Genomic DNA, 26,430 nt, shown 5'->3' on the forward strand with positions numbered 1-26,430 from the left:
TCTATGTCGTGCGGTTTTCCATCCTTACACTTTAGTCTGCATCAATCGGCTTATCATGGTACTCCTCATAGAGATCGTTGATAAAATCCATCATATGCTGCCATTCTATTAAAGTATGATATGCCACCTTTCGCAGATACGCTTCATCACATTTTGTCCGAGTCTCTCGAATCAACTTGCCGCCTTTTGCGGGACGCCAACCAATCCACTCCACTGACCTTCTCTCAAAACCACCTTCGGGACACGGACGAATCTGCCCCATTGTAAGATGAGCTCCCGGTTCATCAAAAGACTCCCAATCCGATGTTTCATTCACATTACAGCCAGATGCTTTTATTTTTTCAATCATCTCATCCGTAAGCCCGAACTCTCTCAAATTAAACGCATGGCGGATTGTATCGTATTTGCGATCCCCTTCTCCCATATCCAAGCTTTCTGTGGTGTGTATGCCGTCCGATTTATCTGTCCAGTTCACAAAGTAATGATCCCAGTGATCCGCCGGATTCCAAATCTTATAACGCAGATTCCCATGTCCCAGCACCATACTCTTTGAATGGATATTCAGCCAATTCAGATACCAGAATATTTTCTTCACATCGATTTCTTCTGGTATCTTCAGATACGTACATATGTATCCCGTGCCGTCTTCCAGCATACAATAACCATTTTCTACCTTCTCATACTCTCCGCAGGGCTTCAGCCACTGAATAAAGTTCTGAGGCTTCACCGCATCGTCCGGATTCATGGGTGGTCCGAACACCTGCTTTTTTAAGTCTTCCGGCAAATCTCTCACCGGATAGTCATAGTAAAATCTTGCCAGCGGCATTTCTTTTTCTTCTGGAAATAATTCTGGTAATTTTGAATAACTCATTTTTATCTTCCTCCTTTATTATTTACTGATATTATCTGTTTCATCTACCACCATCATGCGGATAGCGGAAGGGGATACCGCCTCATATTTCTTCCCTGTATCCTCAAGAGTACCGTCTTTGAGCACTTTAAACACCGTAATATCTCCGGATACCATATTTCCCGAAAGCAGGAAACGTTGATCCGGTGACAGACAGATTCCTCTTGGCAGATTTCCCCGACTGTTGATATGCTGGCGCAGCTTCGGATGTCCCTCCTCGTCCAGAGAGAGCACCACGATATCATTCAGACCGCAGAGCGTGACATACAGTGTTTTCCCATTCGGATGCATAAGAATATCCTGTGCGCCTACAGGCTTTCCGTCTATAAGTCCTACTTTCTCAAACAGAAGGGAAATTTTATCAAAGGGTTTCAGTTCGCCGTTCTCGTTGTAGTGAAAGCAGTTCAGCACTGCCAGATTTTCATTGTTTGCATAAAATACAGGAAGTGTGGGATGAAAAACACCATACCGCGGAAAGCTTGCTACTTCTTCCACCTTGTACTCTCCCAGTTTTATGAATCTTCCTTTTTCCTCATCCACCTTAAATGTAATCAGCCTGTCCATTCCCTTATCACATGCTACAAAAAAGTTCTTATCCGGAGCACGGACTACAGCATGCAGGCGCGATATAACTTCCACCAGCTGTATATGCTGTGTGACTGGATCTACATTTCTCTGAGAATGTTCCCCCTTTCCTCCCGTACCTTCTGTCAGCAATACATCACATGGCTCCCCAATTCTTCCGTCTTCCAGAATCGGGAAAAGAACCAGCGTCGTATCATCAAAAAGGACTTCATTCTCAAAACTTCCGTCTTCTTTTTTGACAATCTTTGTCACATGCCAGGGATCCGCACAGTGGCAGGTAATCAGATACTTCTGATTCTGGCTCATGCACAGATAGGACGGCTCCGGAGAAAGTGAACTCTGCTCATTTAAAAGCTTCAGTCTCCCATTGAAAGGGTCGATGGAAAAGGCAAGCACATAGCCGCCCCCGCCTATCTCCCCCCTACGCTCTCCACATTCATTCACCGCATACAAAATCTGTCTCTCTTCGTCCAGACACAGCTGCCCTGCGGCAATCTCCGGATGAATCGTCTCTATCGGTTCCAGTGTTCCGTTTTCCATATCATAATGGAATGTGGAAATTCCTTTCGGTGCAGGGGCAAATCCCCAGTTTCCCACGATTGTATATACCTTTTGGGACATCTTTTTAACCCTTCCTTCCTTTTGTCGCATACAAGAGACTTTATAAGGTCTCTTAGTTTCTCAATACCCGGTGCAAAAATTCAAATACCCTGTCTGATACTTGCACTTCATGCCACCATATTCTTCCATGATGAGGCGCTTCCTCATCAATCACCAGTTCTACTCTGTCTTCTCCAACAGCATTTTGTATCGCTTCGGCAAATTCATAGGATTGTTCTACTGGTACAACAGCATCCTTTACTCCGTGCATAATCAAAAATGGTGGCATAGCAGGGTTTACATATGTACAGGGATTCGCCAGCCGCACCAATTCCTTTACCTTTGGCAGAGGAACACCTAAAAACTGCGATTCACAGGAATGCGCCGTATTGTGATTTGGTACCCCCGCACCACTTTTTTTCAATGCTTCATCCATCTTCAAGAAACTACCGCAGGGACCGCACCAGTCCACCACAGCCGCCACACTACTATCAAATGCTCCATTCCCCATCTCTACAGCCTCAAACGCAGGATTTCCTGCAGTCAGCGCTGTCATGGCGGCAATCCATCCTCCGGCAGAGGGGCCCCAGAGAGCTATTTTTCCGGTATCTATCTGGTATTCGTCGGCATGTGCTTTCAAAAAACGTACTGCTGCCTTTGCATCATAAAGCATTGCAGGAAAATGTGCCTCCTCACTCTTTCGGTACTCTACGCTGACAACAATATACCCGTAGTCTAGTCCCCGCAGCATGGGTTCCAGGCTGTCCTCGCGGTGTCCGCCTTTTGCAAATCCACCCCCATGAAAATGGACAATCGTCGGCAACGGTTGAATCCCCGGTTCATTGGGATACCAGATATCCAGCACCTGTGACAAAGATTCTCCGGCATAAGGAATATCAAACAATTTCTTTTTTACATGTGCTATAAGCTCTTCCGACAAAATATGGTCATTCATTTTCTATTCTCCCCGTTTTGCTCTTGCAAAGAGACGTGATCCCTCTCTCCAACATATCCTCGATGTATCCCGGTTTCAGCCAAGTATGATTCATCCCTACGATTTCACCCTCATATTTTTCTTTCAGGCAAAAAATCTCATCTCCATAGATATACCCTGTATTATACAGAAGACTCGCGTCATGGTTGACAAGGATGAGGTCTTTCTCCGCGGATTTTTCTTTGAGCCTTCTGCCAAGGCCGGAATAAACTTCCCCATTAAATCCTATGAAAACCACGGAGCCTACTCTCATTTTATGGATTCTTACTTTGTAGGGAACTTCTTCCCCATTCTCCATACTTCCCGGAGCTGTGACCCACCGCACGCCTGCATCCAAAACCGGCAGAGTTTTCAGATTACAGATCTTTCTCTCTGTTTTTCGTATATCAGCAAGATGATGTGCCGCCAGTGTTTCCAGCATAGCCAGAGGAATACTTCCGTCTTTTTCGTAATATTCTACAGGTTCACCGGTTTTTAATTCCTCTCGGTATACCTGGTTGGACATCACCGGATTTAAATCCCCCGCTGCTCCGCTTGTCCAGACAGCGACAGCGCCCTCATATATCTCCTCCATGTGCTGACTCACATTCCCGCCCATGTCGCTGGAAATCCCTACTTTCTTTCCTTCTCCGCAACTGTTTAATATCATCACCGTATTGTGGCAGGGATAATTGATAAGAAACGCAAGAGGTCTTCCATCAGGTGTAGAAAACCGCATGACAAATAGTGTTCGATCTGCCTCTCTTGCAAAGTTCGTCCCCGTTCCTAATACTGTGTGCAGATTTCCCTCTCTATCCAATGTTTCATAAAAGGCAATGCGATTGACATTTACATAACTTTTACCATATTCATATCCGTATACTGCCGGTTGCATGCCGGAAAGAGCCTGCCTGACTGCTTTTAACATCTGATTTTGTATAAATTTCTCATATGCTTTTGTCGCCTGCTGTACTTCTGGAGATTTTCTTGTAATATCATTCGGTCCTTCATAGGGTCGGTATCCCGCCACAGGCGCCGAATGGGTGTGGATACTGACCAGCATAATTGCTTCTTTTGCTACTTCTGTCTGCTTTTCAAGAAATTCCAGATTTTCTTCGGGACAGGGTACCTTATCTAAATCAAAAGAAAGAAACAGTAATGTAGTCTTATTATTTTTCAGAGCCACCGCCCTTACATACAAATCATCCACCACTCCTCCAAACCGCGAATCCATCAGACCTCTAAGATTTGGAATCAACTCATCCTGCGGGGTGATTTTCTCTTTTCCCGTTCCGCACAGAAATATGCTTTTCCTTTCTTTTTCCTGTTCATTTTTCATAGTCTGTTTCCTTTCTGTAAATCCATCTTACTAATTGCTTTTCCTTTCTGTGCTGCGGATATCTTACAATCCAATCAGTTATTTATTTCCTTTGCCCTGCAGCAGGACACGAAATGATCCGGACTGACTTCCATAAGTTTCTGCGGTTCATGGCACTTTTCACAGGCATAATTGCAACGCGCCGCAAACCGGCATCCCGGTTTGGGATTGATTGGGGAGGTAATTTCTCCCTTAAGCACAATGCGATTCATCTTATGTCGGATATTCACAGAAGGAATTGCTGAGAGCAATGCCTTTGTATAAGGATGATACTGCCTATGGAACAGTTCTTTTGAGGAACAGGTCTCCACAAGCTGTCCCAAATACATCACACAGATATCATCGGAAATATGCTTTACTACTGACAAATCATGCGTAATGAACATATAAGTCAGGTTCTGCTCCTGCTGAAGCTTTTTCAGCAGATTCAGAATTTGTGCCTGAATGGATACATCCAAAGCGGAAACCGGCTCATCGCATACAATGAATTCCGGATCCAGCGCCAGAGCACGGGCAATCCCTACTCTCTGACGGCGTCCACCGTCCAGTTCATGTGGATAAGCAAGCCGCAGCCTGGGAGCGATACCCACTAAATCCATCAACTCCTGTGTCTTCTCCAGAGCCTTCGCTCGGTTATATTTTCCGGACATCATCAGAGATTCCTTGATAGAGTCTTCCACTGTATAGCGCGGATCCAAGGAAGAATACGGGTCCTGGAAAATAATCTGCGCATGCTCACGAAATTTTTTCATATCGTTTTTCTTCAGTTGTGTGACATCCTCATTATTAAAAATAATCTGCCCTCCAGTACTTTCCTCCAGATGCACAAGTATCCTTCCCAACGTAGATTTCCCACAGCCGGACTCTCCAACAATCCCCATTGTCTTCCCTTGCTTGATATCCAGTGTCACGCCGTCCACCGCATGCACCATCCCCCTTGAGGTCTTAAAATATTTTTTCAGATTTTTTATTTCCACTAATTTGGGCATCCTGATCCCTCCTTCTCTTCGGCGAAATGGCAGCGGCACTTATGTCCCTGTGTTATTTCTTTCAAATCTGGCTGACAACTCCTGCATTGTTCTGTCGCTTTCGGACAACGCGGATGAAATTTACATCCTTTTGGCAGATCTGTAGGATCCGGGGGCATACCCTCAATGGGACTCAGCCACTCTACATCCTCCCTTATCTTCGGCAGAGCTCCAAACAAACCTACTGTATAAGGATGGGAGGGATTTTCAAACACATCCTCCAGTGAGCCAGATTCCACAATCTCCCCTGCATAGACGATAGCAACTTCATCACACATCTCTGCCACAACGCCCAAGTCATGCGTAATCAGAATCGTCGTTGTATTGTTTTCTCTGTTCAGCTTCTTCATCAGTTCCAGTACCTGCGCCTGAATGGTAACGTCAAGGGCAGTGGTCGGTTCATCTGCCAGTAATAGTGCAGGATTGCACGCAAGAGCAATTGCGATAACGACTCTCTGTTTCATACCTCCAGAAAACTGATGTGGAAACTCATCATACCGTTCTGCGGGAATCCCTACTGTCTCCAGCATCTCTTCGGCTTTTTTGCGCACTTCATTTTTTGAAATCTTATTATGCAGTGCGATGACTTCTGCAATCTGACTACCCACAGACATAACTGGATTTAAGGATGTCATAGGATCCTGAAATATCATGGTAATTTTCTTTCCTCTGACATGACATATCTTTTCCTCAGGTAATTCCAGAAGATTTTTCCCCGCCAACAAAATCTCGCCTTCTTTGAGCACTGCCGGTGGTTCCTGTAAAACCCGCAGAATCGCTCTGGCTATTGTTGTCTTGCCTGCTCCTGTCTCTCCGACAAGCCCCAGGACTTTTCCCTTTTCCAGTTTAAATGAGACGCCGTTTACCGCATGAACAGTCTCTTCTTTTGTTACATATTCCACATTTAAATTTTTTATCTGTAAAAATGCTTTTTTCTCATCCATGACACTTCCCCTTATTTCTTAAGTTTTGGGTCCAATGCATCCCTGAGACCATCTCCCAGCAGATTGAGCGCCAGGACGACTACCATGATGCAAATGCCCGGAATCAGACACATATAAGGATATTCCATCAGAAAATCCCGACTGTCAGCGAGCATAGCGCCCCACTCCGGTGTAGGGGGCTGCACGCCAATCCCCACATAACTCATACTTGCCGCCAGCATGATTCTCGATCCTACCCCCATGGTGGACTGCACCAAAATCGGCGCGAATGTATTCGGAAACACATGTTTTAATATGATCCGGTAATTACCACAGTTGCTGGTTCTCGCCGCATCCAGATATTCCATCTTTCTGACATTTAGTATGGAAGACCTCATAAGCCTTGCTGTTCCGGCAATTCCCTCGATTCCGAGAGCCAGAATAATATTAAAGATACCCGGTCCCAGTGCGCAGGCAAGTGCAATATTCAAAATCAGTCCCGGAATCGACTGAATGATATCGCAGAGCCGCATGATAAAATTGTCAAGCCACCCGCCATAGTAGCCTGCAATGGCTCCTATTATGATTCCGAATACCGCGCTGAATACAACTGAACCGATTCCGATTATCATGGAATATCTCGCTCCATATAACGCGCGACTTAAAATATCTCTTCCCATCTGGTCTGTTCCAAACAGATGTGCAAGGCAAGGAGACATACAGCGGTCCTGTATATTGATTTCCGCATAGTCAAATGGAGCCAACAGCGGTGCAAAAACTGCCGCCAGCAAAACAAGCAGGAACAAAATTCCCCCTACGACAGCCCCTTTATTATAGGAGAGACGCTTCATTACCTCCAGCACCTGGCTTTTCTTTTTTGCTTTCATCGTTTCTTCTATCTTTTTTATATTCATCGTATCTGTCATTTTTTCTTACCTCTTTTCCTGCCGCCGGTAATCTGCGCTTTCACGCGCGGGTCAATCGCCGCAATCAGAAGGTCGCACAGAAGCATAATAATAGAAAATGTAACTGCCAGAATGATGACTCCCCCCTGCACAACCGGATAATCACGATTATTTACCGCATTGACAATATACACACCAACACCGGGAATAGAAAAAATTGTCTCTGCAATCAAAGTACCGCCAAGACTTGTCCCAAAGCTCATACTGGCAACTGTAATAACCGGTATCAATGCATTGGGAAGCGCATGTTTATAGATAACAGAACGCTTTTTTACACCTTTTGCCTTTGCCATGGTAATGTAATCCGAATGGATTACTTCCAGCATACCGGAACGCATCTGCCTCGCCATAGTTGTAATTCCTGCAAAAGCAGTAGATATAATCGGCATAATCCAGTACTCAATTCCGCCAATTCCATACGCGGGAAGCCATCCCAACTTTCCGCTGAAGAACAGGATGAGAACCAGAGCAAACCAGAAACCTGGAAGAGAGGTTCCCACCAAGGCAAGTCCCATAGTCCCGTAATCTGCCACACTATTTTGATGTACCGCCGCTGTAACTCCCAACGGAATTCCGATAACAAGAGATAATACCATGGAGGATACTGCAAATATCAATGTTTTCGGGAACCGTTCCATCATCTCGACTGTCACAGATACACCCGTGATATAGGAAGAACCAAAATCAAAATGGAAAAACAAATCCGACATATATCTTCCAAGCTGTACAATATAAGGGTCATTGAGCCCTAATGACTGGCGCATGGCTTCTTTCTGCGCATCCGTCGCTGTCATACCCAGTATAACTTCCGCCGGATCTCCCGGCGCTATCTGCATTAAGGTAAAGACCAGTATAATGACGCCAATAATGACAGGTATCATCAATAAAATCCTTTTTAAAATATATTTGCCCATAAGCTTCTACTCCAATTTTTATAATTTCATCTGCCGCCTTTTATTTATCCGCTTCGAAAAGATTTCTTCTATTTTTAAGCGGGTGTCTTCTCCATTCTCCGAAGGGAAACGGGATATGACAGAGCACATAAAACCATATCCCGTATTCACTTGCAAAGCATTAATTACTTATTTGACAACGATCGTATTCGGACGAACAAATCTATTATAATCGGTATAGTAGTCTGCAATTTTGTCTTTATCATATGCGCCGTAGAACGGAAGACTATAAATCTGATAATACAGTGCATTATCTGTAATATATTCATAGAATGCGTTCAGATTTTCCTGTGTATATCCGTCTGGTGCAGCAATCGCATCATATAACGCCTGCAATTCGTCGTCCAGTCCGCCTCCCATTGTTCTGCCGGAAGAATAATTGTTGCGGTTAAACAGCGTTTTCCATAAATCTCCTGTCACATATCCGTCATTTCCCGGCCCCGGATAAGCCAGATCATACTGCCCGCTGGTACCGTCACGATAAGAGCCATATGTTGTGCCTTCGCATACATTCAGTTCTGCATTGATTCCAACCTCTTGCAAATTCGCCTGGATAATCGTCCACATCGTTGTAATTGTCTGATTGTCATTGCATAGACAGCGAATAGTCAATTCGCCCGCATCATACCCCGCTTCAGTCAACAGTTCTTTTGCCTTCTCTGGATCATACGCATAAGGTTCTGTCTCCCAGGAAGAATCGTAACCAATTGTCAGTTCTGCATCGCCGCAGGATACTTTTGACGGTGTAGCATAACCATATCCACAGGCCTCTGCTACCGCTTCATTATCAATCGCATACAGTACTGCCTGACGCAATGCAAGGTTATCGTAGAACGGGCTCTCCTCTGTCATACAGAACAGTATTCCTCTGTCCTCCGCTGCCGACAGTGGAAATACTTCCAGATTTTCCCGGGACTTTACCTCGTCCAAAAGCTGCGGGTCAAGGTACTGTGCAAAGGAAACAGTGCCTTCTTCAATTGCCAGTGCCATCTGTGTCGATTCTTCGATGATATCCAGCTGGATAACGTCACTGTTTGCCACACTTCCCGGATAGATGAGACTCTCATCAGTCTGCCAATAGCTGTCGGTCTTTCTGGCTATAATCTTAGAACCGTTTACATAATCCTCTCCTCCCGCAACTGTATATGGCATGGTACCGCAGGATGTAGTTGCAAACTGATCGGGACTGTCATTGTATGCCTTCTCACTGGCAATCGGTACTTTACACACAATATACTCAAAAGTTCCTTCTGCAGTGCTGTTCATCTTTAACTGCACATGATAGTCATCTATCGCTGATATGGATTCTACATCCGTCGCCCAGTTTGCCATGTATTGTTCAAAGCTAAACACCACATCCGCTGCCGTAATACTGTTTCCTTCTGCATCCTTTATGTAGTCATAAATCTCAACATTATAAGTCGTATCGTCAATCTGTTCATAGCCTTTCATCAGGATATAATCAAGATCTGTAGCTCCCCCCTGTCTGCTGGCAAGTGTCTCATAGAGCATGTACGTCACCATGTCGTGCATAATTCTGCCGTTCGCCCATGGATTTAATGTATCAATCCCACTGTAGATACCTACAACCAGAGCGCCTTCTTCTGCTTCTTCTGCGGCCGCCCCCTCATTTCCTGATGTTTTGCCAGAGCCACATGCTGTCATTGACAAAACCATCACTCCTGCCAGCAGTGCCGCCATAAATTTTTTCAGTTTTTTTCCTGCCATTTTTGTACCTCCTACTTTTTCCCTTTTCTTCGGTGACAAGCTTCCGTTACAGCCTGACACTCTATAAATAGATGCCGGCTCTTCCACGCCTTTTCAGGTGCATCAATCTGCCCACATCATTTATACAGCTGAACGAATGCCTAAAATAGTAAAATGTATTTTCTTCTCCTTGCATGTAAATTTCTTTTAATGATACAATAAGTAAAAACTGTGGAGAAGATGGTGAACTGTATGAATTTTTTAAATCTCAAATATTTCATAACTATTGCAGAAGAACAGAGTATCAGTGGTGCCGCGCGCAAACTATTTGTCTCTCAGCAATCCTTAAGTGAACACCTCAAAAAGATGGAGAATGAAATCGGGGTTCCTCTCTTTAAGCGAAACTCCCCTCTGTCTCTGACAGTCGCCGGTGAGTGTTTCTTCGAAGGAGCAAAAGAACTTCTAAGTGCCTACGACCGTATGCTCGCCAATATCGACAATGTAACAGCAAAACGGCGGAGCAAAATTACCATTGGAATCGCTACATATTCCATTCCTCCATTCCTTCCGGAATTACTGGCTCGTTTTTCTTCCAAGTATCCGCAGTATGATGTCAGTGTCATCAAGCGCCAGCATACCGACATTTCCCATAGCATGCGGGGCGTGGATTTGTATATCAGCTACCTTCCCCTAGATGAAAGCCTGGAACATGTTTTCCTTCTGGAACATGACCCTTACTCTGTCCTTTTCCGCAAAGACTTGGCAGAACGGGTCTATGGAAACCAATGGAATATCCTGGAAGAAAAGCTCCTTAAAACCTGCGATCTCTCCCTTTTAAAGGAGATGCCCTTCTGTGTGTTAAAAGACAGGCAAGGTCAGATAGCCCGAGATTTAAACAGCATCTTTGAACAGTATCGTCTAACTCCTAAAATCGGATTTTTATCCGAGAGTGGTGATTTAAATGCTGAGATGTGTTTATCTGGTTCCGGATGTCTCCTCGCCCCAACCGATTTCATCCGACGTCGTTTCTTTTTTAACCGTTCACAGGATTTTGCCGAGTTGCTCTGCTATCGAATACAGGTAACAGGTTTTAGACCATGCCTTGCTATTTCGTATGAAAGGGGTAAGCATCTTCATTCGGCTGAAATTTGTTTCATCAAGGAAGCTCGTGCATTTTTCACAGAAACAATCGACAAATAATTCTTTCCATATACATTTTTACTATTTTTCTTATTAAAATAGTACAATCTTTCAAACAATTTGTCCAACACAGAAGCGCTTTTTGGCTCACAAGCGAAAACTTGTGAGTTATTTTTATTATTTTACTTAGGTACCTTTACATTTGTTCTTGAATGTCCTATTATTTAGGTACCGAAACTTTTGTTCTGCATATTTCTATTTTGTCTTATTTAGATTCGAGGCAGAATAGGAATATACAGCAAACCGTTTTGAATAAATAAAATTAGGAGGAATCATAATGACAGATATGACAAATACAACAGTATCGACCTGTAATCAATGCCCGAAACACTGCCCAATTGATAATCTGCAGTGCGGCAAAGGGAGAAGAGTGCTGGAGGTTTCTAAAACAGAAGAGACAGAAAATGCTTATGAGAGTACGCATAGCAGAGACCACCGACACAAAAGCGAATATGGGAGTAGACATGGACACAGTCGCAAACACAAAGGCGAGCTTCGGCATAACTGGCAGTCAGACAGTCTGGAAGTCCTTTTCCACACCTGTGCTCACTGTCTGCACCATTCCGCCAGACGACACGGACAGGATAATATCCTTTCCATATTAAATGAGAAAACCCCTCTCACACAAAAGGAATTGCAGGACATGCTGCATATTCAGCCCGGTTCTATGAGTGAAATTCTCACGAAACTGGAAGATAAGGGGCTCATCATACGTACCCGCGACGAATCTGATCGCAGAAAGAGCATTCTCCATCTTACGAAAAACGGCACAAAGACGGCACAAAGATTATCTACAGACAACAGACACAGTGGGTTCGAAGTTCTCACAGCGGACGAGCAGGCAGAATTAAAATCACTCCTGAAAAAGCTTCTGTCCGCCTGGAAAAATTTTTAATTACCGGCAGCGTTCGTAAAAGGCAGAGACTCTCTCGAATCTCTGCCTTTTATCTTTTCTTTTTATACCGGTATTTCTTTCAAAGCCATGAAAACACGTTATATTCCCTTCTCTTACTTTTCTCCCCGAACATAGATTACACAATCTTTTTTCAAATATAATACATATCCTGCGGATAATTCCGATATTCCATAAATTGTTCTGCCAGATCCTGTAAGGTAATACCTTCCAAAATTTCCTTTAAGCTTTTATTTACCCTTTCAACAATCAGCTCTTGAATTACTCTTCTTCCTTCTTCTGTTCCTCCTGCCTCATCTTCCAGAAAATAATTTCCTTCTAAAATCTCGACGATTTCGGATACCGTAATATCGCTCGGATCTTTTTCCAAAAAATATCCTCCCTGGGCGCCTTTTACACTTTTGACAATACGTGCCCTTCTAAGAGCAGAAAATACCTGTTCCAGATATTGCTCGGAGATACTGTTTCTCTGGGCAATACTGTTTAATGCAATCTGTTCTGTCTTTGCATGTATCACCAAATCTATCAGTGCATGCAGACCATACCGTGTCTTCTTCGATAATTTCATGTTTCTTTACTCCTTGTTTTCTACTGCCTTAAACGCTTCCTCTAAATCCTGGATAATGTCGTCGATATTCTCTGTTCCGATCGAAAGACGGATTGTATTTTCCTGTATTCCCTGTTCCTCCAATTCTTCCGCTGTGCACTGGCTGTGTGTCGTTGTTGCCGGATGAATTACCAGAGATTTTGCGTCTGCCACATTGGCAAGCAGAGAGAATACTTCCAGATTATCGATAAACGCCTGCGCCTTTTCTTTATCTCCCTTGATATCAAATGTAAAAATGGAGCCGCCGCCTTTTGGAAGGTACTTCGTATAAAGTGTTCTCTGGATTTTGTCTGTGGACACAGATGGATGATGTACTCTCTCTACCTGCGGATGGTTTTCTAAAAATTTCACCACCTTCAGCGCATTTTCCACATGGCGCTCCACCCTAAGCGATAATGTCTCCAGGCCTTGTAGCAGAAGAAATGCATGGAAAGGAGAAATGCAGGCGCCTGTATCTCGAAGCAAAACAGCACGGATTTTCGTTACAAATGCTGCTCCTTTTGCCGCCTTCGTAAAACTGATTCCATGATAGCTTGGATTTGGCTCCGTTAATGCTGCAAATTTTCCGGAACCTTCCCAATCAAACTTTCCGCCTTCTACAATCACCCCACCCAATGTAGTGCCATGTCCTCCTATAAATTTGGTAGCAGAGTGGACAACAATATCTGCTCCGTACTCAAACGGTCTGACAAGATAGGGGGTTGCAAATGTATTATCCACAACTAACGGAATCTGATGCCTGTGTGCGATCTGTGCTACTGCTTCAATATCCGCAACATCCGAATTTGGATTCCCCAATGTTTCAATAAAAATAGCCTTTGTATTTTCCCTGATTGCTGTTTCTACCTCGTCTAAATTAAAAATATCTACAAATGAAGTATGTATTCCATACTGCGGAAGCGTATGTGCCAATAGATTGTATGTACCACCATAAATATTTTTTGCGGATACAAAATGGTCTCCCTGCTGTGCAAGATTCTCGAATGTATACGTGATTGCCGCAGCGCCTGATGCTACCGCGAGAGCCGCGCTGCCTCCTTCTAACGCTGCAACTCTCTTTTCAAATATATCCGCTGTAGGATTTGTAAGTCTTCCGTAAATATTCCCCTCCTCTTTAAGAGCAAACCGTTCCGCTGCGTGCGCGCTACTGTGAAATACATAAGAAGAGGTCTGATAAATCGGAACTGCTCTTGCGTCCGTTGCTATATCTGCCTGTTCTTGTCCTGCATGAAGCTGCAGTGTTTCAAATTTTAATTTTCTGTCTTCTCGTTTTACTTTTCTGTCCATTATCATCTCTCCTTTTTACCAGCTCTCTCGTTTTCTATTCTCTTCCTTATATATTTCCTATGTAAACAATGGGGTAGAATAATACCTGTCTCCGCTGTCCGGAAGCAATGCAACGATTGTCTTTCCTCTGTTTTCGGGACGTTTTGCAAGCTCTGTTGCTCCCCATAAAGCAGCCCCTGAAGAAATGCCTGTCAATATCCCTTCTGTTTTTGCAAGTAGTTTTCCCATACGAAACGCATCGTCTGCATCTGCTTTTATAATTTCATCATAGATCTCTGTATTTAGAACCTCCGGTACAAACCCTGCTCCTATTCCCTGTATTTTGTGTGCACCACTTCTTCCCTCCGACAAAACCGGAGAGGACGCCGGCTCCAATGCTACTATTTTCACTTCTGGATTCTGTTCCTTTAAATATTCTCCAACTCCTGTCAATGTCCCTCCTGTTCCGACACCGGCGATAAATATATCTACTTTGCCGTCTGTATCTTTCCATATTTCTGGCCCCGTCGTTCTTCTATGTATTTCTGGATTGGCAGGATTTACAAACTGTCCGGGAATATAGCTGTTTGGAATTTCTCTTGCAAGATCCTCTGCTTTTTCAATTGCTCCTTTCATCCCCTTTGTTCCATCTGTCAGCACAATCTCTGCACCATATGCTTTCAATATGTTCCTTCTCTCCACACTCATCGTCTCCGGCATGGTAAGAATCATGCGGTATCCCTTTACCGCAGCCATCGCCGCGAGTCCAATCCCTGTATTCCCGGATGTAGGCTCAATAATAACAGAATTCTGCTTCAAAATCCCTCTCTCTTCTGCATCCTCAATCATCGCTTTGGCAGCACGATCCTTCACACTGCCTGCCGGATTAAAATATTCCAGCTTTACCAATATCCTCGCTTCAAGCTCCAGCTCTTTCTCCAGATTTGTAACTTCAACAAGCGGTGTATTTCCTATTAGTTCTAATGTACCTTTATAAATTCTCGACATAACAAATACCTCCTTTTCCTATCAATTTAGTATGTTTATTTTTGTATTATATTTTTTAAATTCCTATTTGTCAAGTATGTTTTGTAGGTTTTCTTTTTTCTTTCTTTTCACCCTCTCTTGTGATAACATTAAAATGAACATACAGCATTTATTGCTATCTGTCACCTTCCTCAGAAAGGAGATTATCATGGAACTGACACCTGTTACTTTTCTTATCGTATGTCCCCTCCTTTTCCTTGCCGGTATAATCGATGCTGTCGGTGGTGGTGGCGGACTGATTTCTATACCTGCTTATCTTATAGCCGGACTTCCTCCTCATATGGCAGTCGCCACCAACAAACTCTCTTCCACCTGTGGTACGCTTTTAGCAACCCTACGTTTTATAAAAAACCGGTTGATAAATTTTAAACTTGCCATCCCATCTGTCTTTGCGGCAATCCTGGGTTCTTCTTTGGGAGCCAGAATCTCTATGCTTGTTCCGGAAGAAATGATGCTCTATATTCTCGTGTTCATTCTTCCTGTTTCTGCTTTTTTAGTACTAAATAAAAAGTTATTTCATGATCACGGCAAAGCAGAAGTCTCTCTGGATAGAAAAACATATTTAACAGCAGTTCTCTCTGCCTTTTTTATCGGTAGCTACGACGGATTCTACGGTCCCGGAACCGGTACTTTCCTCATTATCGCTTTTACTGTATTTGCCCATTTAAGTATACGGACATCTAATGCCCAGGCAAAAATTATCAACCTTACAACCAACGTCACTGCTCTTGTCATCTTCCTTTTAAACGGTCGGGTTCTCCTGACACTTGGAATTGCAGCAGCATTGTGCAATATGGCAGGTGGTTACCTGGGCGCAGGGCTTGTAATGAAAAACGGCGCAAAAATCGTAAAACCCAGTATTCTTTTCGTCCTGTTTCTCCTACTTTTCAAAATTTTCGGTATCTACTAAATATAGTGTCGATGTACAAGGGAGGGGCAATACGCCTTGTACGTCGACGTTACACAAAAACAGTTCCTTTATATTTTATAAAAAGAGCAGCTTTACATCATTTATGGTATGTAAAGCTGCTCTTTTTCTCTTACATCAATTCTATTATATAAATTTCTGCCGGTTTACCATCTGTACCAGTTCTGCATTTGTTTTTGTCCGAGAGAACATATTTAAAAGATTGTCCACCGCCTCTTCTGCTTTCATTCCATTCATCGCCCTGCGGATGATATAGACTGCATCCTGCTCTTCTTTATTCAGCAGCAGATCTTCTCTTCTGGTTCCTGATTTTGGAATATCAATCGCCGGGAACACCCTTTTTTCCTGTAATTTTCTATCTAGTACCAGCTCCATATTTCCTGTCCCTTTAAATTCTTCATATACCACATCGTCCATCTTACTCCCGGTTTCTACCAATGCTGTCGCAAGAATAGTAAGGCTTCCCCTTTCGCGCATATTCCGGGCAGCGCCGAAGAAACGTTTCGGCATATGCAGAGCTACCGGATCCAAGCCGCCGGACAGAGTTCTCCCTGAAGGCGGTACCGTCAGGTTGTAGGCGCGCGCCAGCCTTGTAATACTATCTAATAATATCATCACATCTTTCCCGTGTTCTACCAGACGTTTTGCCCGTTCAATCACCATCTCGGATACCCGCTTGTGGTGTTCCGGCAGTTCGTCAAATGTTGAGTAGATTACTTCTACATTCTTGCCTGCTATCGCTTCTTTAATATCTGTCACTTCCTCCGGCCGCTCATCAATAAGCAAAATCAGAAGGTGCATCTTCGGCTCTCTCTTCTGTACAGAAAGCGCCACCTCTTTTAAAAGCGTCGTTTTACCAGCTTTTGGAGGAGACACGATCATTCCTCTCTGCCCTTTTCCAATCGGAGAAAGCAAGTCCACAATCCGCATCGCTGTAGAACTGCCCGGCGTCTCTAATTTTAACCTGTTATCTGGAAAAATCGGTGTCAGATCCTCAAAATTAGGACGTCTTGCAGCTTCTGACGGGCGAACTCCATTTACCGTAGAAACATACAAGAGTGCGCTGAATTTCTCTGACTGTGTCTTTACCCGCGTATTTCCCATAATAATATCCCCAGTCTTTAGATTAAACCGGCGTATTTGTGACGGCGACACATAGACGTCATTTTCCCCTGGAAGATAATTCTCACACCGGATAAATCCATATCCATCCGGAAGTACTTCTAAAATCCCGTTGGCTGTTTTCCCGCTGTCCAACTGTTCAATATCGGTTCCGTCCTTCTTCTCTTTTAATTCTTCCTTAACTTCTTCCTTTGCCTCTTCCCTTGCCACTTCTTGTTTTTCTTTTTCATCCTGAGCGAGCATTGCCTCGATCAGTTCTGCCTTTTTCATGGCAGAGATGCCTTTCATCTTCCTTGCTTTTGCCAAGTCCTTTAAGGTTGCAAGCGGCAGTGACTCATACTTTTCCCGTGTCATAAAAATACCTGTCCTTTCTTTCCTTCAACATATTTCATAGAAGCTTCTCTATATAAACCACAGTCTTTCCTATGTTTCTTCACTTACTTAATTATTTGATTCTTTCGTATACTTTCGGGAATTTTACTCTCTCTTTTCAAGAAAAAGTAGTCTGAATTGACTGAAATTGAAAATATCTACGAACAAAGAGTTCAACACGCTGTTTTCTCTTGCGCTGTTCCTATTATACTCTAAATACATCAAAAAGAAAAGTCTTTTTTCTACTGGTTGCACGTATCCTGCAACAGTGTTATGATAGTCAGCAGATAAACTATTAAAAAAGTAATGAGGTATAATCGTTATGACGAACAGTGAAAAAGCATTACAAATGCACGAACAGTGGAACGGGAAAATAGAAACTACCGCAAAAGCACATGTCAATACCCGTGAAGATCTGGCAGTCGCCTATACTCCCGGTGTAGCAGAGCCATGCAAGGTTATTGCTTCAGATCCCGAAGCCGCTTACAAGTACACAATGAAATCCAATACCATCGCTGTTGTCTCCGACGGAAGCGCTGTACTCGGCCTTGGAAACATCGGCGCCCGTGCAGCTATGCCGGTTATGGAAGGAAAAGCTGTTTTATTCAAGGAATTCGGAGGAATCAACGCTGTCCCGATTTGTCTGAATACACAGGATACAGAGGAAATTATCCGTACCGTTGTAAATATCGCCCCTGCTTTCGGCGGAATCAACTTAGAAGATATATCTGCACCACGCTGTTTTGAAATAGAACAACGGCTAAAAGAGCTTCTGGACATTCCGGTTTTTCACGATGACCAGCACGGAACTGCAATCGTCGTGCTCGCCGGTATCATCAACGCTTTAAAAGTAACCCAAAAGCAAAAGGAGCTCTGCCGCGTTGTAGTCAATGGCGCCGGAAGCGCCGGCGTCGCTATCACAAAGCTTCTGCTCACCTACGGATTTGTGCATGTCACAATGTGTGATATCCATGGAATCATTGGTAAAAATTCTCCAAATCTCAACTGGATGCAGAAAGAAATGACAAAAGTAACAAATCTGGAAAACAAGACCGGCACACTCGCTGACGCATTAAAAGGCGCCGATATTTTTGTCGGGGTATCTGCACCGAATATTGTAACAAAAGAAATGGCAGCATCCATGAACCAAGATGCCATTCTCTTTGCTATGGCAAACCCTGTGCCGGAAATCATGCCGGATATTGCCAAAGAGGCGGGGGCAAAAGTAGTCGGAACCGGACGTTCTGACTTTCCTAATCAAGTAAACAACGTGGTCGCTTTCCCTGGTATCTTTAAAGGTGTTTTGGAAGGCAGGGCTTCACAAATTACAGAAGAAATGAAGCTTGCCACAGCAACAGCAATCGCTTCTCTGGTTCCAGAGGAAGAGTTGTCCGAAGATAACATTCTTCCGGAGGCTTTTGATCCACGCGTCGCTGATGCTGTGAGCAGCGCTGTAAAGGAACTGATTTAATGGAACGCTGGGGTGAAAAACGCTACTATTCTCTGGACTATTTTCTCAAACAGACCTATGGAGAAAAGCTCTATAAAATTACATTGAACGCAAATCTGACCTGTCCCAACCGCGACGGTGCAGTCGGAACCGGAGGATGTATCTTCTGCAGCGGTCAAGGATCTGGAGATTTTGCAGGATGCCCGGAAGATTCTATTGCAGTGCAGCTTGCAAAAGGAAAAGCAGATTTAAATGGGAAGCGCCCTGTTCATTCCTATATTGCCTATTTTCAGGCATTTACAAACACCTATGCTCCGGTTGACAAGTTAGAATCCCTCTATAACGAGGCAATTGCGGATCCCGATGTAAAAATTCTCTCCATTGCTACCAGGCCGGACTGTTTAGGAGAGGAGGTACTTGCACTTCTGTCCCGAATAAACAAAAGAACACCTGTCTGGGTAGAATTAGGTTTACAGACCATTCATCCGGATTCTGCCTCCTATATTCGGAGGGGCTATCCCCTCTCTGTATTTGATGAGGCGGTACGCAATTTACGAGGAATCGGGGTTACTGTCATTGTTCATACAATCCTTTTCCTCCCTGGGGAAACAAAGGAGCAAATGCTGCAGACAATCGCATATTTGAATCATATGGACATTCAGGGAATTAAGCTACAGCTTCTGCATATTTTAAAAGGAACAGATCTTGCCTCTGATTTTCTGGCAAATCCTTTTCATGTGCCGGATATGGAAGAATACGTCGAGCTGCTGGGAGAATGTATCTCACACTTAAGCCCGCGTACGGTTATTCACCGGCTGACCGGAGACGGGCCGAAGGAACTTTTAATTGCCCCTCTTTGGACTGGCAGAAAACGGACGGTTTTAAACACACTGGAACACTGCCTGAAAGAAAAAGATATATGGCAGGGAAAGGAGTATCATGGCTGAAACATATACTTTATATAAACTCATTGTTTTATATATGCTGGATAAAGTGGATTTTCCGCTGACAACCTCACAGATATCTGAATTTATTCTGGACAAAGGTTATACTTCTTATTTTAAACTCCAGGAAACACTTTCTGAAATGGCATCCTCCCATCTTCTCGATGTGGAAACCACACATAATCGGACACTCTATCATCTGACAGAGAATGGGGAAGAAACCATTCATTTCTTTCACAGTAAGCTTTCACCGGCAATTCAGAAAGACATTGATGATTTCTTAAAAGAAAAGCAGTATGATTTAAAAGAAGAATCTGCCGTCAAAGCAGACTATTATCTGAACACGAACCATGAATATGAGGTTCGGTGTCAGATTGTAGAAAATGGCTTCAGCCTCATTGATTTAAAACTGACTGTACCTACTGAAAAAGAAGCCGAAACCATTGCAGGACGCTGGACGGCGCAGAGCCAGGAGATTTATTCCCTACTCCTTTCTAAGCTCCTCTAATCGTTCTTTGATTTTTCTTTCATACCCTAAATCGCCAGGTTCATAGAATCTGGCATCTTTTATTTCATCCGGTAAATACTGCTGACGAACATAATGCCCCGGATAGTCGTGTGCATATTTATATCCGATACCATGTCCTAATTTCTGCGCTCCTTTATAATGTGCATCCTGAAGATGGGACGGTACTGTCGTCTTATACTGCCTGACATTCTCATCTGCCGCGCCAATCGCCTTCACTGCTGCATTGCTCTTTGGCGCTGACGCTACGTAAAGAACTGCCTGGGAAAGAATAATTCTCGCTTCTGGCATCCCAATCCTCTCCACTGCCTGTGCCGCTGATACTGCTACTGTCAGTGCCATTGGATCTGCATTTCCTACGTCTTCTGACGCGGCAATAATAATTCTGCGGGCAATAAAACGGATATCCTCCCCCGCATAAAGCATTTTTGCCAGATAATATACCGCCGCATCCGGATCAGATCCTCTCATGCTCTTAATAAAAGCTGAAATTGTATCATAATGATTGTCCCCTGTTTTATCGTAACGGACCACTCGTTTTTGTATACACTCTGCCGCCACATCTAACGTGATATGTATTCTCCCGTCGTCCGCACGCTCTGTTGTAAGCACACCAAGCTCTACCGCATTCAAGGCACTTCTTGCGTCCCCTCCGGCTATCTCTGCTAAGAACTCTAAAGCATCTTCGTCTATAACCGCATGATAATTTCCCATTCCCTTTTCTTTGTCATATACAGCTCTTTCAATTAATTTTTTTATATCTTCTTTTTCCAAAGCCTTTAATTCGAATACACTGGAGCGCGAAAGAAGGGCTCCGTTTACCTCAAAGAACGGGTTTTCTGTTGTTGCCCCAATTAACGTAAGCGTCCCATCCTCTACAAAAGGAAGCAGATAATCCTGCTGTCCTTTATTGAACCGATGAATCTCATCAATAAACAAAATCGTTTTCTGTTGATACATACCATACAAATCTTTTGCTTCCTTTACGACTTCTTCCATATCCTTCTTGCCTGCCACTGTTGCATTTATCTGTGTAAATCTAGATTGTGTCGTATTTGCAATCACTCTGGCAAGTGTTGTCTTGCCCGTCCCCGGAGGTCCATAAAAAATAACAGAGCCAAGCTTGTCTGCCTTAATTGCCCTGTACAACAGCTTATCCTTTCCTATAATGTGCTGCTGTCCTGCCACTTCTTCCAGAGTCGACGGGCGCATCCTGGATGCAAGCGGCGACTCTTTTTCCTTATTTGTCTCTCTCATATAATCAAATAAATCCATATATCATTCTCCTATTTTACTTAAACTTCTGATTACTTCTCCGGCGATCAAAAGCCCTGCTGCGGGAGGAACAAAAGAAACACTTCCCGGAATGCTGCGCCTTGCTCCTTCTTTTCTTTCCATAGCACCTTCTGTATTCGTCTCCAATGGTTCTATCGGCTTTTCCTGGGAATAAAGTACCTTCAAATGCGAAATCCCTCTTTTTTTCAATTCTTTTCGCATTACTTTGCAAAGAGGGCACATACTTGTATCCGCTATATCTGCAATCTCAAACAGCTCTGGATGCAGTTTATTTCCTGTCCCCATACTGCTGATAATCGGAATCTGTGCTTCCAGCGCTTTTTGAGCCAATGCCAGCTTTGCCGTTACAGTATCTACCGCATCTATGATATAGTCATATCGCTCTTCAAAAAACGTATCCACATTTTCCGGCAGTACAAAACTTTCATAGGTATTTACTTCTATGGACGGACAAATATCCTTTATCTGCTCTTTCATTACTTCTGTCTTATATCTGCCAATAGTACTGTGAAACGCCACCGCCTGGCGGTTGATGTTTGTCAGTCCTACCTTGTCGTTGTCCACCAGCGTCAGCTTCCCGACGCCGCTTCTTGCCAATGCCTCAATACAATGAGAGCCAACGCCTCCCACCCCGAATATAATAACTGAAGACTTAGAAAGACGTTCCATTCCGGCCTTTCCAAGCAGACGTTCTGTCCTGGAATATTCATACATCTTCATTTCCACCCTTTTTCTTAATCTAGAAGCAGTTCATCCGCGGTAACAAACTCAAATCCCTTATCTTTTAAAATATCGACAATCTGAAGTGCTGCTTCCACTGAACTTTTATAACAGTCATGCAACAAAATCATATCATTTTCTTCCGTCTCCGTCACTACTTTATTTACAATTCCTTCTACATCTTCTGTAGTCCAGTCAAGGGGATCTACACTCCACATTACCGGAATTGCTTCGTATTCTTCATCAAAATCATCTCTCCAGGAACCAAACGGCGGCCTTACATACTCCACTGCTTCTCCGGTTATTTCTTCAATACACTGACTGGTCTCTTCTAATTCTGTAAGCGCCTGTTCTCTGCTTAATCCAGCCAGATCTACATGATGATACGTATGATTTCCGATTAAATGTCCATCCTCGTACATCTGTTTTACTATTTCTTTATTATTCTCCTTATCTATATTCGCCCCTATCAGAAAAAAGCTGGCTTTCACACCTCGTTCTTTTAAGCCTTCTAACAATACAGGCGTGTACAATGCACTCGGACCATCATCAAATGTAAGGGCGATTTTCGGTTTTGTATCATTGTTCTCTTTCTGCATATTTTTTTCTGATTTTATGTCTTCAGAATCCGTACTCACTGTTTTTCCGGAGTCCATTACCTCTTCCCTATCCTCTTCCTGAAATGTAAACGGGAGGCAGACCGGCAGCATCAAGAACACATAGATCATCCCTATTGCCTGTATCATTCTCTTTAACTGCCCCTTCGCAACCCTGTCTTTTTTCATATCTTTATACTGTAATAGTTCAGTCATCTGTTAGCAGGAGACGGATTTATGCCTGCATAAGAATCCGGCGACTGATATACAGATGAGCTAAGCGCCCGTCAATGAATAAAACAGTGGCGGCAGCCACAATAAGCACGAAGCGCGGTTTTATGAATGGCGCAGGCTGAACTGTTACCCTTTACTACCTTTTCTTAAAAATATATGCATTGTGATTCTCATTTATTGATGTTATAATATTTTAGTTAGTCTACAAATTACAAAGGAGGATTTTTATGGACGCTATCAATTCTCAGGAAAATAAAATGGGAGTCATGCCCGTTCCCAAGCTTTTAATCAGCATGTCTCTTCCTATGATTATCTCTATGCTCGTACAGGCTTTATATAACATCATTGACAGCATGTTCGTTGCTCAATTAAGCGAGGACGCCTTAACTGCCGTTTCACTCACCTTTCCAGTGCAGAACCTTATGATTGCCATCGCTGCCGGAACCGGGGTCGGAATCAATGCGCTGTTATCTAGAAATCTAGGGGAGAAACGTTTTGAGGAGGCAAACTTAGCTGCCAGAAACGGAATTTTTCTTGGCTTCATCAGTTTTATTTGTATTGCTTTACTTGGCCTTGCAGGATCCCGCATCTTTTTCTCCGCACAGACAGACAATACTGTAATTGCCAACTATGGAACACAATATATGATGATTGTCACAATTCTGTCCTTTGGTATTTTTCTGGAAATCACTTTTGAACGCCTTTTGCAGGCTACAGGAAAAACCTTTTATACCATGATTACACAGGGAACCGGCGCTATCATTAATATTATCATGGATCCGATTCTGATTTTCGGATTGTTTGGATTTCCGAGACTGGAGGTTGCGGGCGCTGCACTTGCCACTGTATTCGGTCAGATTGTTGCTATGCTCCTTGCCTTGATGTTTAACTGTCGGAAGAATACAGAATTAAACTTAAATATGAGAAAATTTCGCCCCAGTGCAAGAATTATTTCTACCATTTATAAGGTAGGGGTGCCTTCCATCATCATGCAGTCTATCAGTTCTGTTATGGTCTTTGGCATGAACAAAATACTGATGCCATTTTCTTCAACCGCTACTGCTGTATTTGGCGTTTATTTCAAACTACAGAGCTTCATCTTTATGCCTGTCTTTGGTTTAAATAATGGAATGATACCAATTGTGGCTTATAACTATGGTGCAAGAAAACGCGAACGGATACTATCTACGATTCGTCTAAGCGTTTATATTGCTGTCGGCATCATGCTGATCGGACTGCTTATCTTCCAACTGCTTCCGGGCAGCTTATTAAAACTTTTTGACGCCTCACAGCATATGTTAAGTATTGGAATCCCAGCGCTTAGGACAATCAGCTTAAGTTTTATTTTTGCCGGATATTGTATCATAATGGGATCTGTATTCCAGGCGCTCGGAAACGGCGTATACAGCCTGGTTATTTCTATTGCAAGACAGCTTCTTGTTATCCTGCCGGTGGCTTACATCTTCGCCAATATATGGGGATTAAGCGCAGTCTGGTTCGCAATTCCAATTGCAGAAGTTGTCTCTGTGGTATTGTCCACGCTGCTTTTCAAAAGAATCAACCGGCTCAAGCTCAAACCATTAAAAACGAATATATAAAAAGTTAACGAAGCAACAAGCAGTGCGAAAAGAAACAGGCAACCTCTGTGTCATGCTTGCATGTAAGCAGAAGTTTGTCTGTTTCTTTTCATTCGGCGACTGCCGACAGCGAAATGGAGCGTACGCGGAATTGAGCTAGCACTGCGGAAGCTGACGAAATGGTTCGCGCAAGAGGGTGTGTATTGCAACGTTTGTCAGGGCTTCGCCGAAATTCCTCACTTTTGCAACACACGCCCTCATGTGCTTACACTTTCGCCAGCCTAAGTTTATAATTTCAGACAGAACAGAACCACCTTCACGTTGCTACAAACTTCCAGTCAGAAGTTTTTCCTTCATCTATAGGAAGGTGGCGCCCTAACTGAAATTCATAAAAAAGAGAACGGCTTCACGTTGTTATAGCCCTCCAATTAGAAGTATCTATACTACTTCCGATTGGAAATGCATAGTAGCGTAAAGCCGATTTTTTCCGTTACGAATTATAAACTTAAGCTGGCGAAAGTGTGAGTGTGAAAGAGATGCTTTGCGTGAGTGAGGAATTTCGGCGAAGCCCTGACGAACGATGCAAAGCATCTCTTTCACACGACCCTTTTGTCGCTTAAATTTATATTTTTCTCACTGGAACCCGCACCGGCACTGGTTCTTTTATGAGTCCTGGAATTAGTCCGTTAATGATCTCTTTTAATCTTCTGCCGATTCCCTTATTTATGAAAATGTAATATCTTTCTATAGTCATATTAACCTCCTTAAACCAACTGCTTTCTTTGTTCTTACTGTTTCTTTTTCCTGCTGCTGGTTGTATTCTAACAGAAGATACTCTGACTGTCAGTGACTATATCACTTATTTTATAATACTTTAGCGTCAGCGTACAGGGGGCAATACGGTCGATGAAGGACAAATTTAAGCCGCTTTGTCGTTACTTTCACTCCGCGTACGTCTTTGTACGCGTCGTTCAAGTGCCTAAAAGAGGCTTAAATTTGTCTTTTCACGACTCTTAAGACCTCAACCGCAGAAATTTCGGTGCTTTTCAAGGCAGACGATTGAGGCGTACTGGACGTACGCCGATTGAGGATAACGCTGAAAATTGCCGAAATTATGCGGTTTGAGGCGTGTTGCCCCTTGTACACTGACGCTATATCCGTTTTATAATTTTTCGATTTTCTTTCTGATTTCCTTTACTTTTCCCGGAGAAGCGCCGGAAGAATTAATCCCGATAATAATCTCCTCTTTCTTGACAATGCTTGGAAAATAGAAGTCACATAATTCTTTTCGATCCGATACATTGACTAAAATCCCCCGTTTTTTACATGCTTTCCAGATATAAAAATTTACTTCTGGATTATTTGTCGCTGCCAGCACGATTTCTTTTTCTTCTAAATCAGACTCCCGAAATTCTCTGCGGCTTAAAATTACTTTTCCTTCTTTCTCCAGCTTTTCTATTGCAGGGCACACATCTGGAGCCACCACAAATATCTGCTCTGTAAACATCTGCAATGCCGCTATGCGGCGCGCGGCAATCTTACCGGCTCCAACTACCAGTATCTTTTTTTCAGAAATATCAACAAATAATGGAAAATACACTTCCAACTTC

General features: G+C 43.3%; 25 protein-coding genes. 7 read left to right on the plus strand and 18 right to left on the minus strand.

Features of this window, described 5'->3' with window-relative positions; translation table 11 throughout:
* Positions 1-31: 31 nt before the first annotated feature.
* The 9 genes from H8S37_RS05435 to H8S37_RS05475 form a co-directional block, all read right to left on the minus strand.
* Positions 32-871: a DAPG hydrolase family protein gene (locus tag H8S37_RS05435; RefSeq protein WP_186874988.1), complete on the minus strand. Its 840-nt coding sequence runs from the start codon at positions 869-871 to the stop codon at positions 32-34.
* Between the two features lie 18 nt (positions 872-889).
* Positions 890-2,116, minus strand: coding sequence for a lactonase family protein (locus tag H8S37_RS05440; protein ID WP_186874989.1), 1,227 nt, complete (start codon positions 2,114-2,116; stop codon positions 890-892).
* 52 nt (positions 2,117-2,168) lie between these two features.
* A complete protein-coding gene (locus tag H8S37_RS05445) occupies positions 2,169-3,050 on the minus strand; it encodes an alpha/beta hydrolase (protein ID WP_186874990.1) in 882 nt (293 codons plus the stop codon).
* A complete protein-coding gene (locus H8S37_RS05450) occupies positions 3,043-4,407 on the minus strand; it encodes a hypothetical protein (RefSeq protein WP_186874991.1) in 1,365 nt (454 codons plus the stop codon). The genes H8S37_RS05445 and H8S37_RS05450 overlap by 8 nt, the downstream gene beginning before the upstream one ends.
* A gap of 74 nt (positions 4,408-4,481) precedes the next feature.
* Positions 4,482-5,435, minus strand: a complete 954-nt coding sequence (locus tag H8S37_RS05455; RefSeq protein WP_186874992.1) for an ABC transporter ATP-binding protein — start codon at positions 5,433-5,435, stop codon at positions 4,482-4,484.
* Positions 5,423-6,418: an ABC transporter ATP-binding protein gene (locus H8S37_RS05460; RefSeq protein ID WP_186874993.1), complete on the minus strand. Its 996-nt coding sequence runs from the start codon at positions 6,416-6,418 to the stop codon at positions 5,423-5,425. Before H8S37_RS05460 ends, H8S37_RS05455 begins: the two co-directional genes overlap by 13 nt.
* 11 nt (positions 6,419-6,429) lie before the next feature.
* The gene (locus H8S37_RS05465) at positions 6,430-7,323 is read right to left on the minus strand and encodes an ABC transporter permease (RefSeq protein ID WP_243207071.1); all 894 of its coding nucleotides are present in this window, start codon (positions 7,321-7,323) and stop codon (positions 6,430-6,432) included.
* The gene (locus H8S37_RS05470) at positions 7,320-8,276 is read right to left on the minus strand and encodes an ABC transporter permease (RefSeq protein WP_186874994.1); all 957 of its coding nucleotides are present in this window, start codon (positions 8,274-8,276) and stop codon (positions 7,320-7,322) included. The genes H8S37_RS05465 and H8S37_RS05470 overlap by 4 nt, the downstream gene beginning before the upstream one ends.
* A 168-nt stretch (positions 8,277-8,444) precedes the next feature.
* Positions 8,445-10,043, minus strand: coding sequence for an ABC transporter substrate-binding protein (locus tag H8S37_RS05475; RefSeq protein ID WP_186874995.1), 1,599 nt, complete (start codon positions 10,041-10,043; stop codon positions 8,445-8,447).
* A gap of 231 nt (positions 10,044-10,274) precedes the next feature.
* Between H8S37_RS05475 and H8S37_RS05480 the strand changes: the two genes are divergently transcribed.
* Positions 10,275-11,222, plus strand: a complete 948-nt coding sequence (locus tag H8S37_RS05480) for a LysR family transcriptional regulator (protein ID WP_186874996.1) — start codon at positions 10,275-10,277, stop codon at positions 11,220-11,222.
* A 277-nt stretch (positions 11,223-11,499) separates the two neighbouring features.
* On the plus strand, positions 11,500-12,117 hold the full coding sequence (locus H8S37_RS05485; protein WP_186874997.1) for a MarR family winged helix-turn-helix transcriptional regulator: 618 nt from the start codon (positions 11,500-11,502) through the stop codon (positions 12,115-12,117).
* Between the two features lie 151 nt (positions 12,118-12,268).
* On the opposite strand, the gene H8S37_RS05490 is transcribed toward H8S37_RS05485, so the two are convergent.
* From H8S37_RS05490 to cysK, 3 genes are read right to left on the minus strand one after another with little or no spacing between them, the layout of a single operon-like run.
* On the minus strand, positions 12,269-12,703 hold the full coding sequence (locus H8S37_RS05490; protein ID WP_186874998.1) for an RrF2 family transcriptional regulator: 435 nt from the start codon (positions 12,701-12,703) through the stop codon (positions 12,269-12,271).
* A gap of 6 nt (positions 12,704-12,709) precedes the next feature.
* Positions 12,710-14,029, minus strand: a complete 1,320-nt coding sequence (locus H8S37_RS05495) for an O-acetylhomoserine aminocarboxypropyltransferase/cysteine synthase family protein (protein WP_186874999.1) — start codon at positions 14,027-14,029, stop codon at positions 12,710-12,712.
* 57 nt (positions 14,030-14,086) lie between these two features.
* Positions 14,087-15,016: a cysteine synthase A gene (cysK, locus tag H8S37_RS05500; protein ID WP_186875000.1), complete on the minus strand. Its 930-nt coding sequence runs from the start codon at positions 15,014-15,016 to the stop codon at positions 14,087-14,089.
* Positions 15,017-15,203: 187 nt separating this feature from the next.
* Between cysK and H8S37_RS05505 the strand changes: the two genes are divergently transcribed.
* Entirely contained in the window at positions 15,204-15,965 is a 762-nt protein-coding gene (locus H8S37_RS05505) for a sulfite exporter TauE/SafE family protein (protein ID WP_186875001.1), read from the plus strand.
* 144 nt (positions 15,966-16,109) lie between these two features.
* Here the strand turns inward: H8S37_RS05505 and rho are convergent, their stop codons facing one another.
* Positions 16,110-17,459 carry a transcription termination factor Rho gene (gene rho / locus H8S37_RS05510; RefSeq protein WP_186875002.1) on the minus strand — a complete coding sequence of 450 codons (1,350 nt, stop codon included), beginning with the start codon at positions 17,457-17,459 and terminating at the stop codon, positions 16,110-16,112.
* A gap of 340 nt (positions 17,460-17,799) precedes the next feature.
* Here rho and H8S37_RS05515 point away from each other — a divergent pair, with 340 nt between their 5' ends.
* Genes H8S37_RS05515 through H8S37_RS05525 form a run of 3 tightly spaced genes read left to right on the plus strand, consistent with a single transcriptional unit; the run spans position 17,800 to position 20,379 of the window.
* Positions 17,800-18,948, plus strand: coding sequence for an NAD(P)-dependent malic enzyme (locus H8S37_RS05515; protein WP_186875003.1), 1,149 nt, complete (start codon positions 17,800-17,802; stop codon positions 18,946-18,948).
* Positions 18,948-19,874, plus strand: a complete 927-nt coding sequence (locus H8S37_RS05520) for a TIGR01212 family radical SAM protein (RefSeq protein WP_186875004.1) — start codon at positions 18,948-18,950, stop codon at positions 19,872-19,874. The genes H8S37_RS05515 and H8S37_RS05520 overlap by 1 nt, the downstream gene beginning before the upstream one ends.
* A complete protein-coding gene (locus H8S37_RS05525) occupies positions 19,867-20,379 on the plus strand; it encodes a DUF4364 family protein (protein WP_186875005.1) in 513 nt (170 codons plus the stop codon). The genes H8S37_RS05520 and H8S37_RS05525 overlap by 8 nt, the downstream gene beginning before the upstream one ends.
* On the opposite strand, the gene H8S37_RS05530 is transcribed toward H8S37_RS05525, so the two are convergent.
* The 3 genes from H8S37_RS05530 to H8S37_RS05540 are packed head-to-tail and all read right to left on the minus strand — an operon-like array spanning position 20,356 to position 23,198.
* Complete coding sequence (locus tag H8S37_RS05530; protein ID WP_186875006.1) at positions 20,356-21,672, minus strand: replication-associated recombination protein A; 1,317 nt, start codon at positions 21,670-21,672, stop codon at positions 20,356-20,358. The two genes, H8S37_RS05525 and H8S37_RS05530, sit on opposite strands and share 24 nt — an antisense overlap.
* 3 nt (positions 21,673-21,675) lie before the next feature.
* Positions 21,676-22,407: a tRNA threonylcarbamoyladenosine dehydratase gene (locus H8S37_RS05535; protein WP_186875781.1), complete on the minus strand. Its 732-nt coding sequence runs from the start codon at positions 22,405-22,407 to the stop codon at positions 21,676-21,678.
* A 20-nt stretch (positions 22,408-22,427) separates the two neighbouring features.
* The gene (locus H8S37_RS05540; RefSeq protein WP_330604860.1) at positions 22,428-23,198 is read right to left on the minus strand and encodes a polysaccharide deacetylase family protein; all 771 of its coding nucleotides are present in this window, start codon (positions 23,196-23,198) and stop codon (positions 22,428-22,430) included.
* Between the two features lie 272 nt (positions 23,199-23,470).
* Between H8S37_RS05540 and H8S37_RS05545 the strand changes: the two genes are divergently transcribed.
* Positions 23,471-24,841: an MATE family efflux transporter gene (locus tag H8S37_RS05545; protein ID WP_186875007.1), complete on the plus strand. Its 1,371-nt coding sequence runs from the start codon at positions 23,471-23,473 to the stop codon at positions 24,839-24,841.
* A gap of 601 nt (positions 24,842-25,442) precedes the next feature.
* On the opposite strand, the gene H8S37_RS17400 is transcribed toward H8S37_RS05545, so the two are convergent.
* Positions 25,443-25,574, minus strand: coding sequence for a hypothetical protein (locus tag H8S37_RS17400; protein ID WP_279287352.1), 132 nt, complete (start codon positions 25,572-25,574; stop codon positions 25,443-25,445).
* Between the two features lie 408 nt (positions 25,575-25,982).
* On the minus strand, positions 25,983-26,420 hold the full coding sequence (locus H8S37_RS05550; RefSeq protein WP_330604861.1) for a precorrin-2 dehydrogenase/sirohydrochlorin ferrochelatase family protein: 438 nt from the start codon (positions 26,418-26,420) through the stop codon (positions 25,983-25,985).
* Between the last annotated feature and the right edge of the window lie 10 nt (positions 26,421-26,430).

Origin of the sequence: Mediterraneibacter hominis, from assembly GCF_014287475.1 — a bacterium.
Lineage (GTDB): Bacteria > Bacillota > Clostridia > Lachnospirales > Lachnospiraceae > Mediterraneibacter > Mediterraneibacter hominis.

Excerpts from the sequence above, each read along its gene's own strand:
- H8S37_RS05435 (WP_186874988.1), bottom strand. The coding sequence starts at position 871 with ATGAGTTATTCAAAATTACCAGAATTATTTCCAGAAGAAAAAGAAATG.
- H8S37_RS05440 (WP_186874989.1), bottom strand. The coding sequence starts at position 2,116 with ATGTCCCAAAAGGTATATACAATCGTGGGAAACTGGGGATTTGCCCCT.
- H8S37_RS05445 (WP_186874990.1), bottom strand. The coding sequence starts at position 3,050 with ATGAATGACCATATTTTGTCGGAAGAGCTTATAGCACATGTAAAAAAG.
- H8S37_RS05450 (WP_186874991.1), bottom strand. The coding sequence starts at position 4,407 with ATGAAAAATGAACAGGAAAAAGAAAGGAAAAGCATATTTCTGTGCGGA.
- H8S37_RS05455 (WP_186874992.1), bottom strand. The coding sequence starts at position 5,435 with ATGCCCAAATTAGTGGAAATAAAAAATCTGAAAAAATATTTTAAGACC.
- H8S37_RS05460 (WP_186874993.1), bottom strand. The coding sequence starts at position 6,418 with ATGGATGAGAAAAAAGCATTTTTACAGATAAAAAATTTAAATGTGGAA.
- H8S37_RS05465 (WP_243207071.1), bottom strand. The coding sequence starts at position 7,323 with ATGACAGATACGATGAATATAAAAAAGATAGAAGAAACGATGAAAGCA.
- H8S37_RS05470 (WP_186874994.1), bottom strand. The coding sequence starts at position 8,276 with ATGGGCAAATATATTTTAAAAAGGATTTTATTGATGATACCTGTCATT.
- H8S37_RS05475 (WP_186874995.1), bottom strand. The coding sequence starts at position 10,043 with ATGGCAGGAAAAAAACTGAAAAAATTTATGGCGGCACTGCTGGCAGGA.
- H8S37_RS05480 (WP_186874996.1), top strand. The coding sequence starts at position 10,275 with ATGAATTTTTTAAATCTCAAATATTTCATAACTATTGCAGAAGAACAG.
- H8S37_RS05485 (WP_186874997.1), top strand. The coding sequence starts at position 11,500 with ATGACAGATATGACAAATACAACAGTATCGACCTGTAATCAATGCCCG.
- H8S37_RS05490 (WP_186874998.1), bottom strand. The coding sequence starts at position 12,703 with ATGAAATTATCGAAGAAGACACGGTATGGTCTGCATGCACTGATAGAT.
- H8S37_RS05495 (WP_186874999.1), bottom strand. The coding sequence starts at position 14,029 with ATGGACAGAAAAGTAAAACGAGAAGACAGAAAATTAAAATTTGAAACA.
- cysK (WP_186875000.1), bottom strand. The coding sequence starts at position 15,016 with ATGTCGAGAATTTATAAAGGTACATTAGAACTAATAGGAAATACACCG.
- H8S37_RS05505 (WP_186875001.1), top strand. The coding sequence starts at position 15,204 with ATGGAACTGACACCTGTTACTTTTCTTATCGTATGTCCCCTCCTTTTC.
- rho (WP_186875002.1), bottom strand. The coding sequence starts at position 17,459 with ATGACACGGGAAAAGTATGAGTCACTGCCGCTTGCAACCTTAAAGGAC.
- H8S37_RS05515 (WP_186875003.1), top strand. The coding sequence starts at position 17,800 with ATGACGAACAGTGAAAAAGCATTACAAATGCACGAACAGTGGAACGGG.
- H8S37_RS05520 (WP_186875004.1), top strand. The coding sequence starts at position 18,948 with ATGGAACGCTGGGGTGAAAAACGCTACTATTCTCTGGACTATTTTCTC.
- H8S37_RS05525 (WP_186875005.1), top strand. The coding sequence starts at position 19,867 with ATGGCTGAAACATATACTTTATATAAACTCATTGTTTTATATATGCTG.
- H8S37_RS05530 (WP_186875006.1), bottom strand. The coding sequence starts at position 21,672 with ATGGATTTATTTGATTATATGAGAGAGACAAATAAGGAAAAAGAGTCG.
- H8S37_RS05535 (WP_186875781.1), bottom strand. The coding sequence starts at position 22,407 with ATGTATGAATATTCCAGGACAGAACGTCTGCTTGGAAAGGCCGGAATG.
- H8S37_RS05540 (WP_330604860.1), bottom strand. The coding sequence starts at position 23,198 with ATGAAAAAAGACAGGGTTGCGAAGGGGCAGTTAAAGAGAATGATACAG.
- H8S37_RS05545 (WP_186875007.1), top strand. The coding sequence starts at position 23,471 with ATGGACGCTATCAATTCTCAGGAAAATAAAATGGGAGTCATGCCCGTT.
- H8S37_RS17400 (WP_279287352.1), bottom strand. The coding sequence starts at position 25,574 with ATGACTATAGAAAGATATTACATTTTCATAAATAAGGGAATCGGCAGA.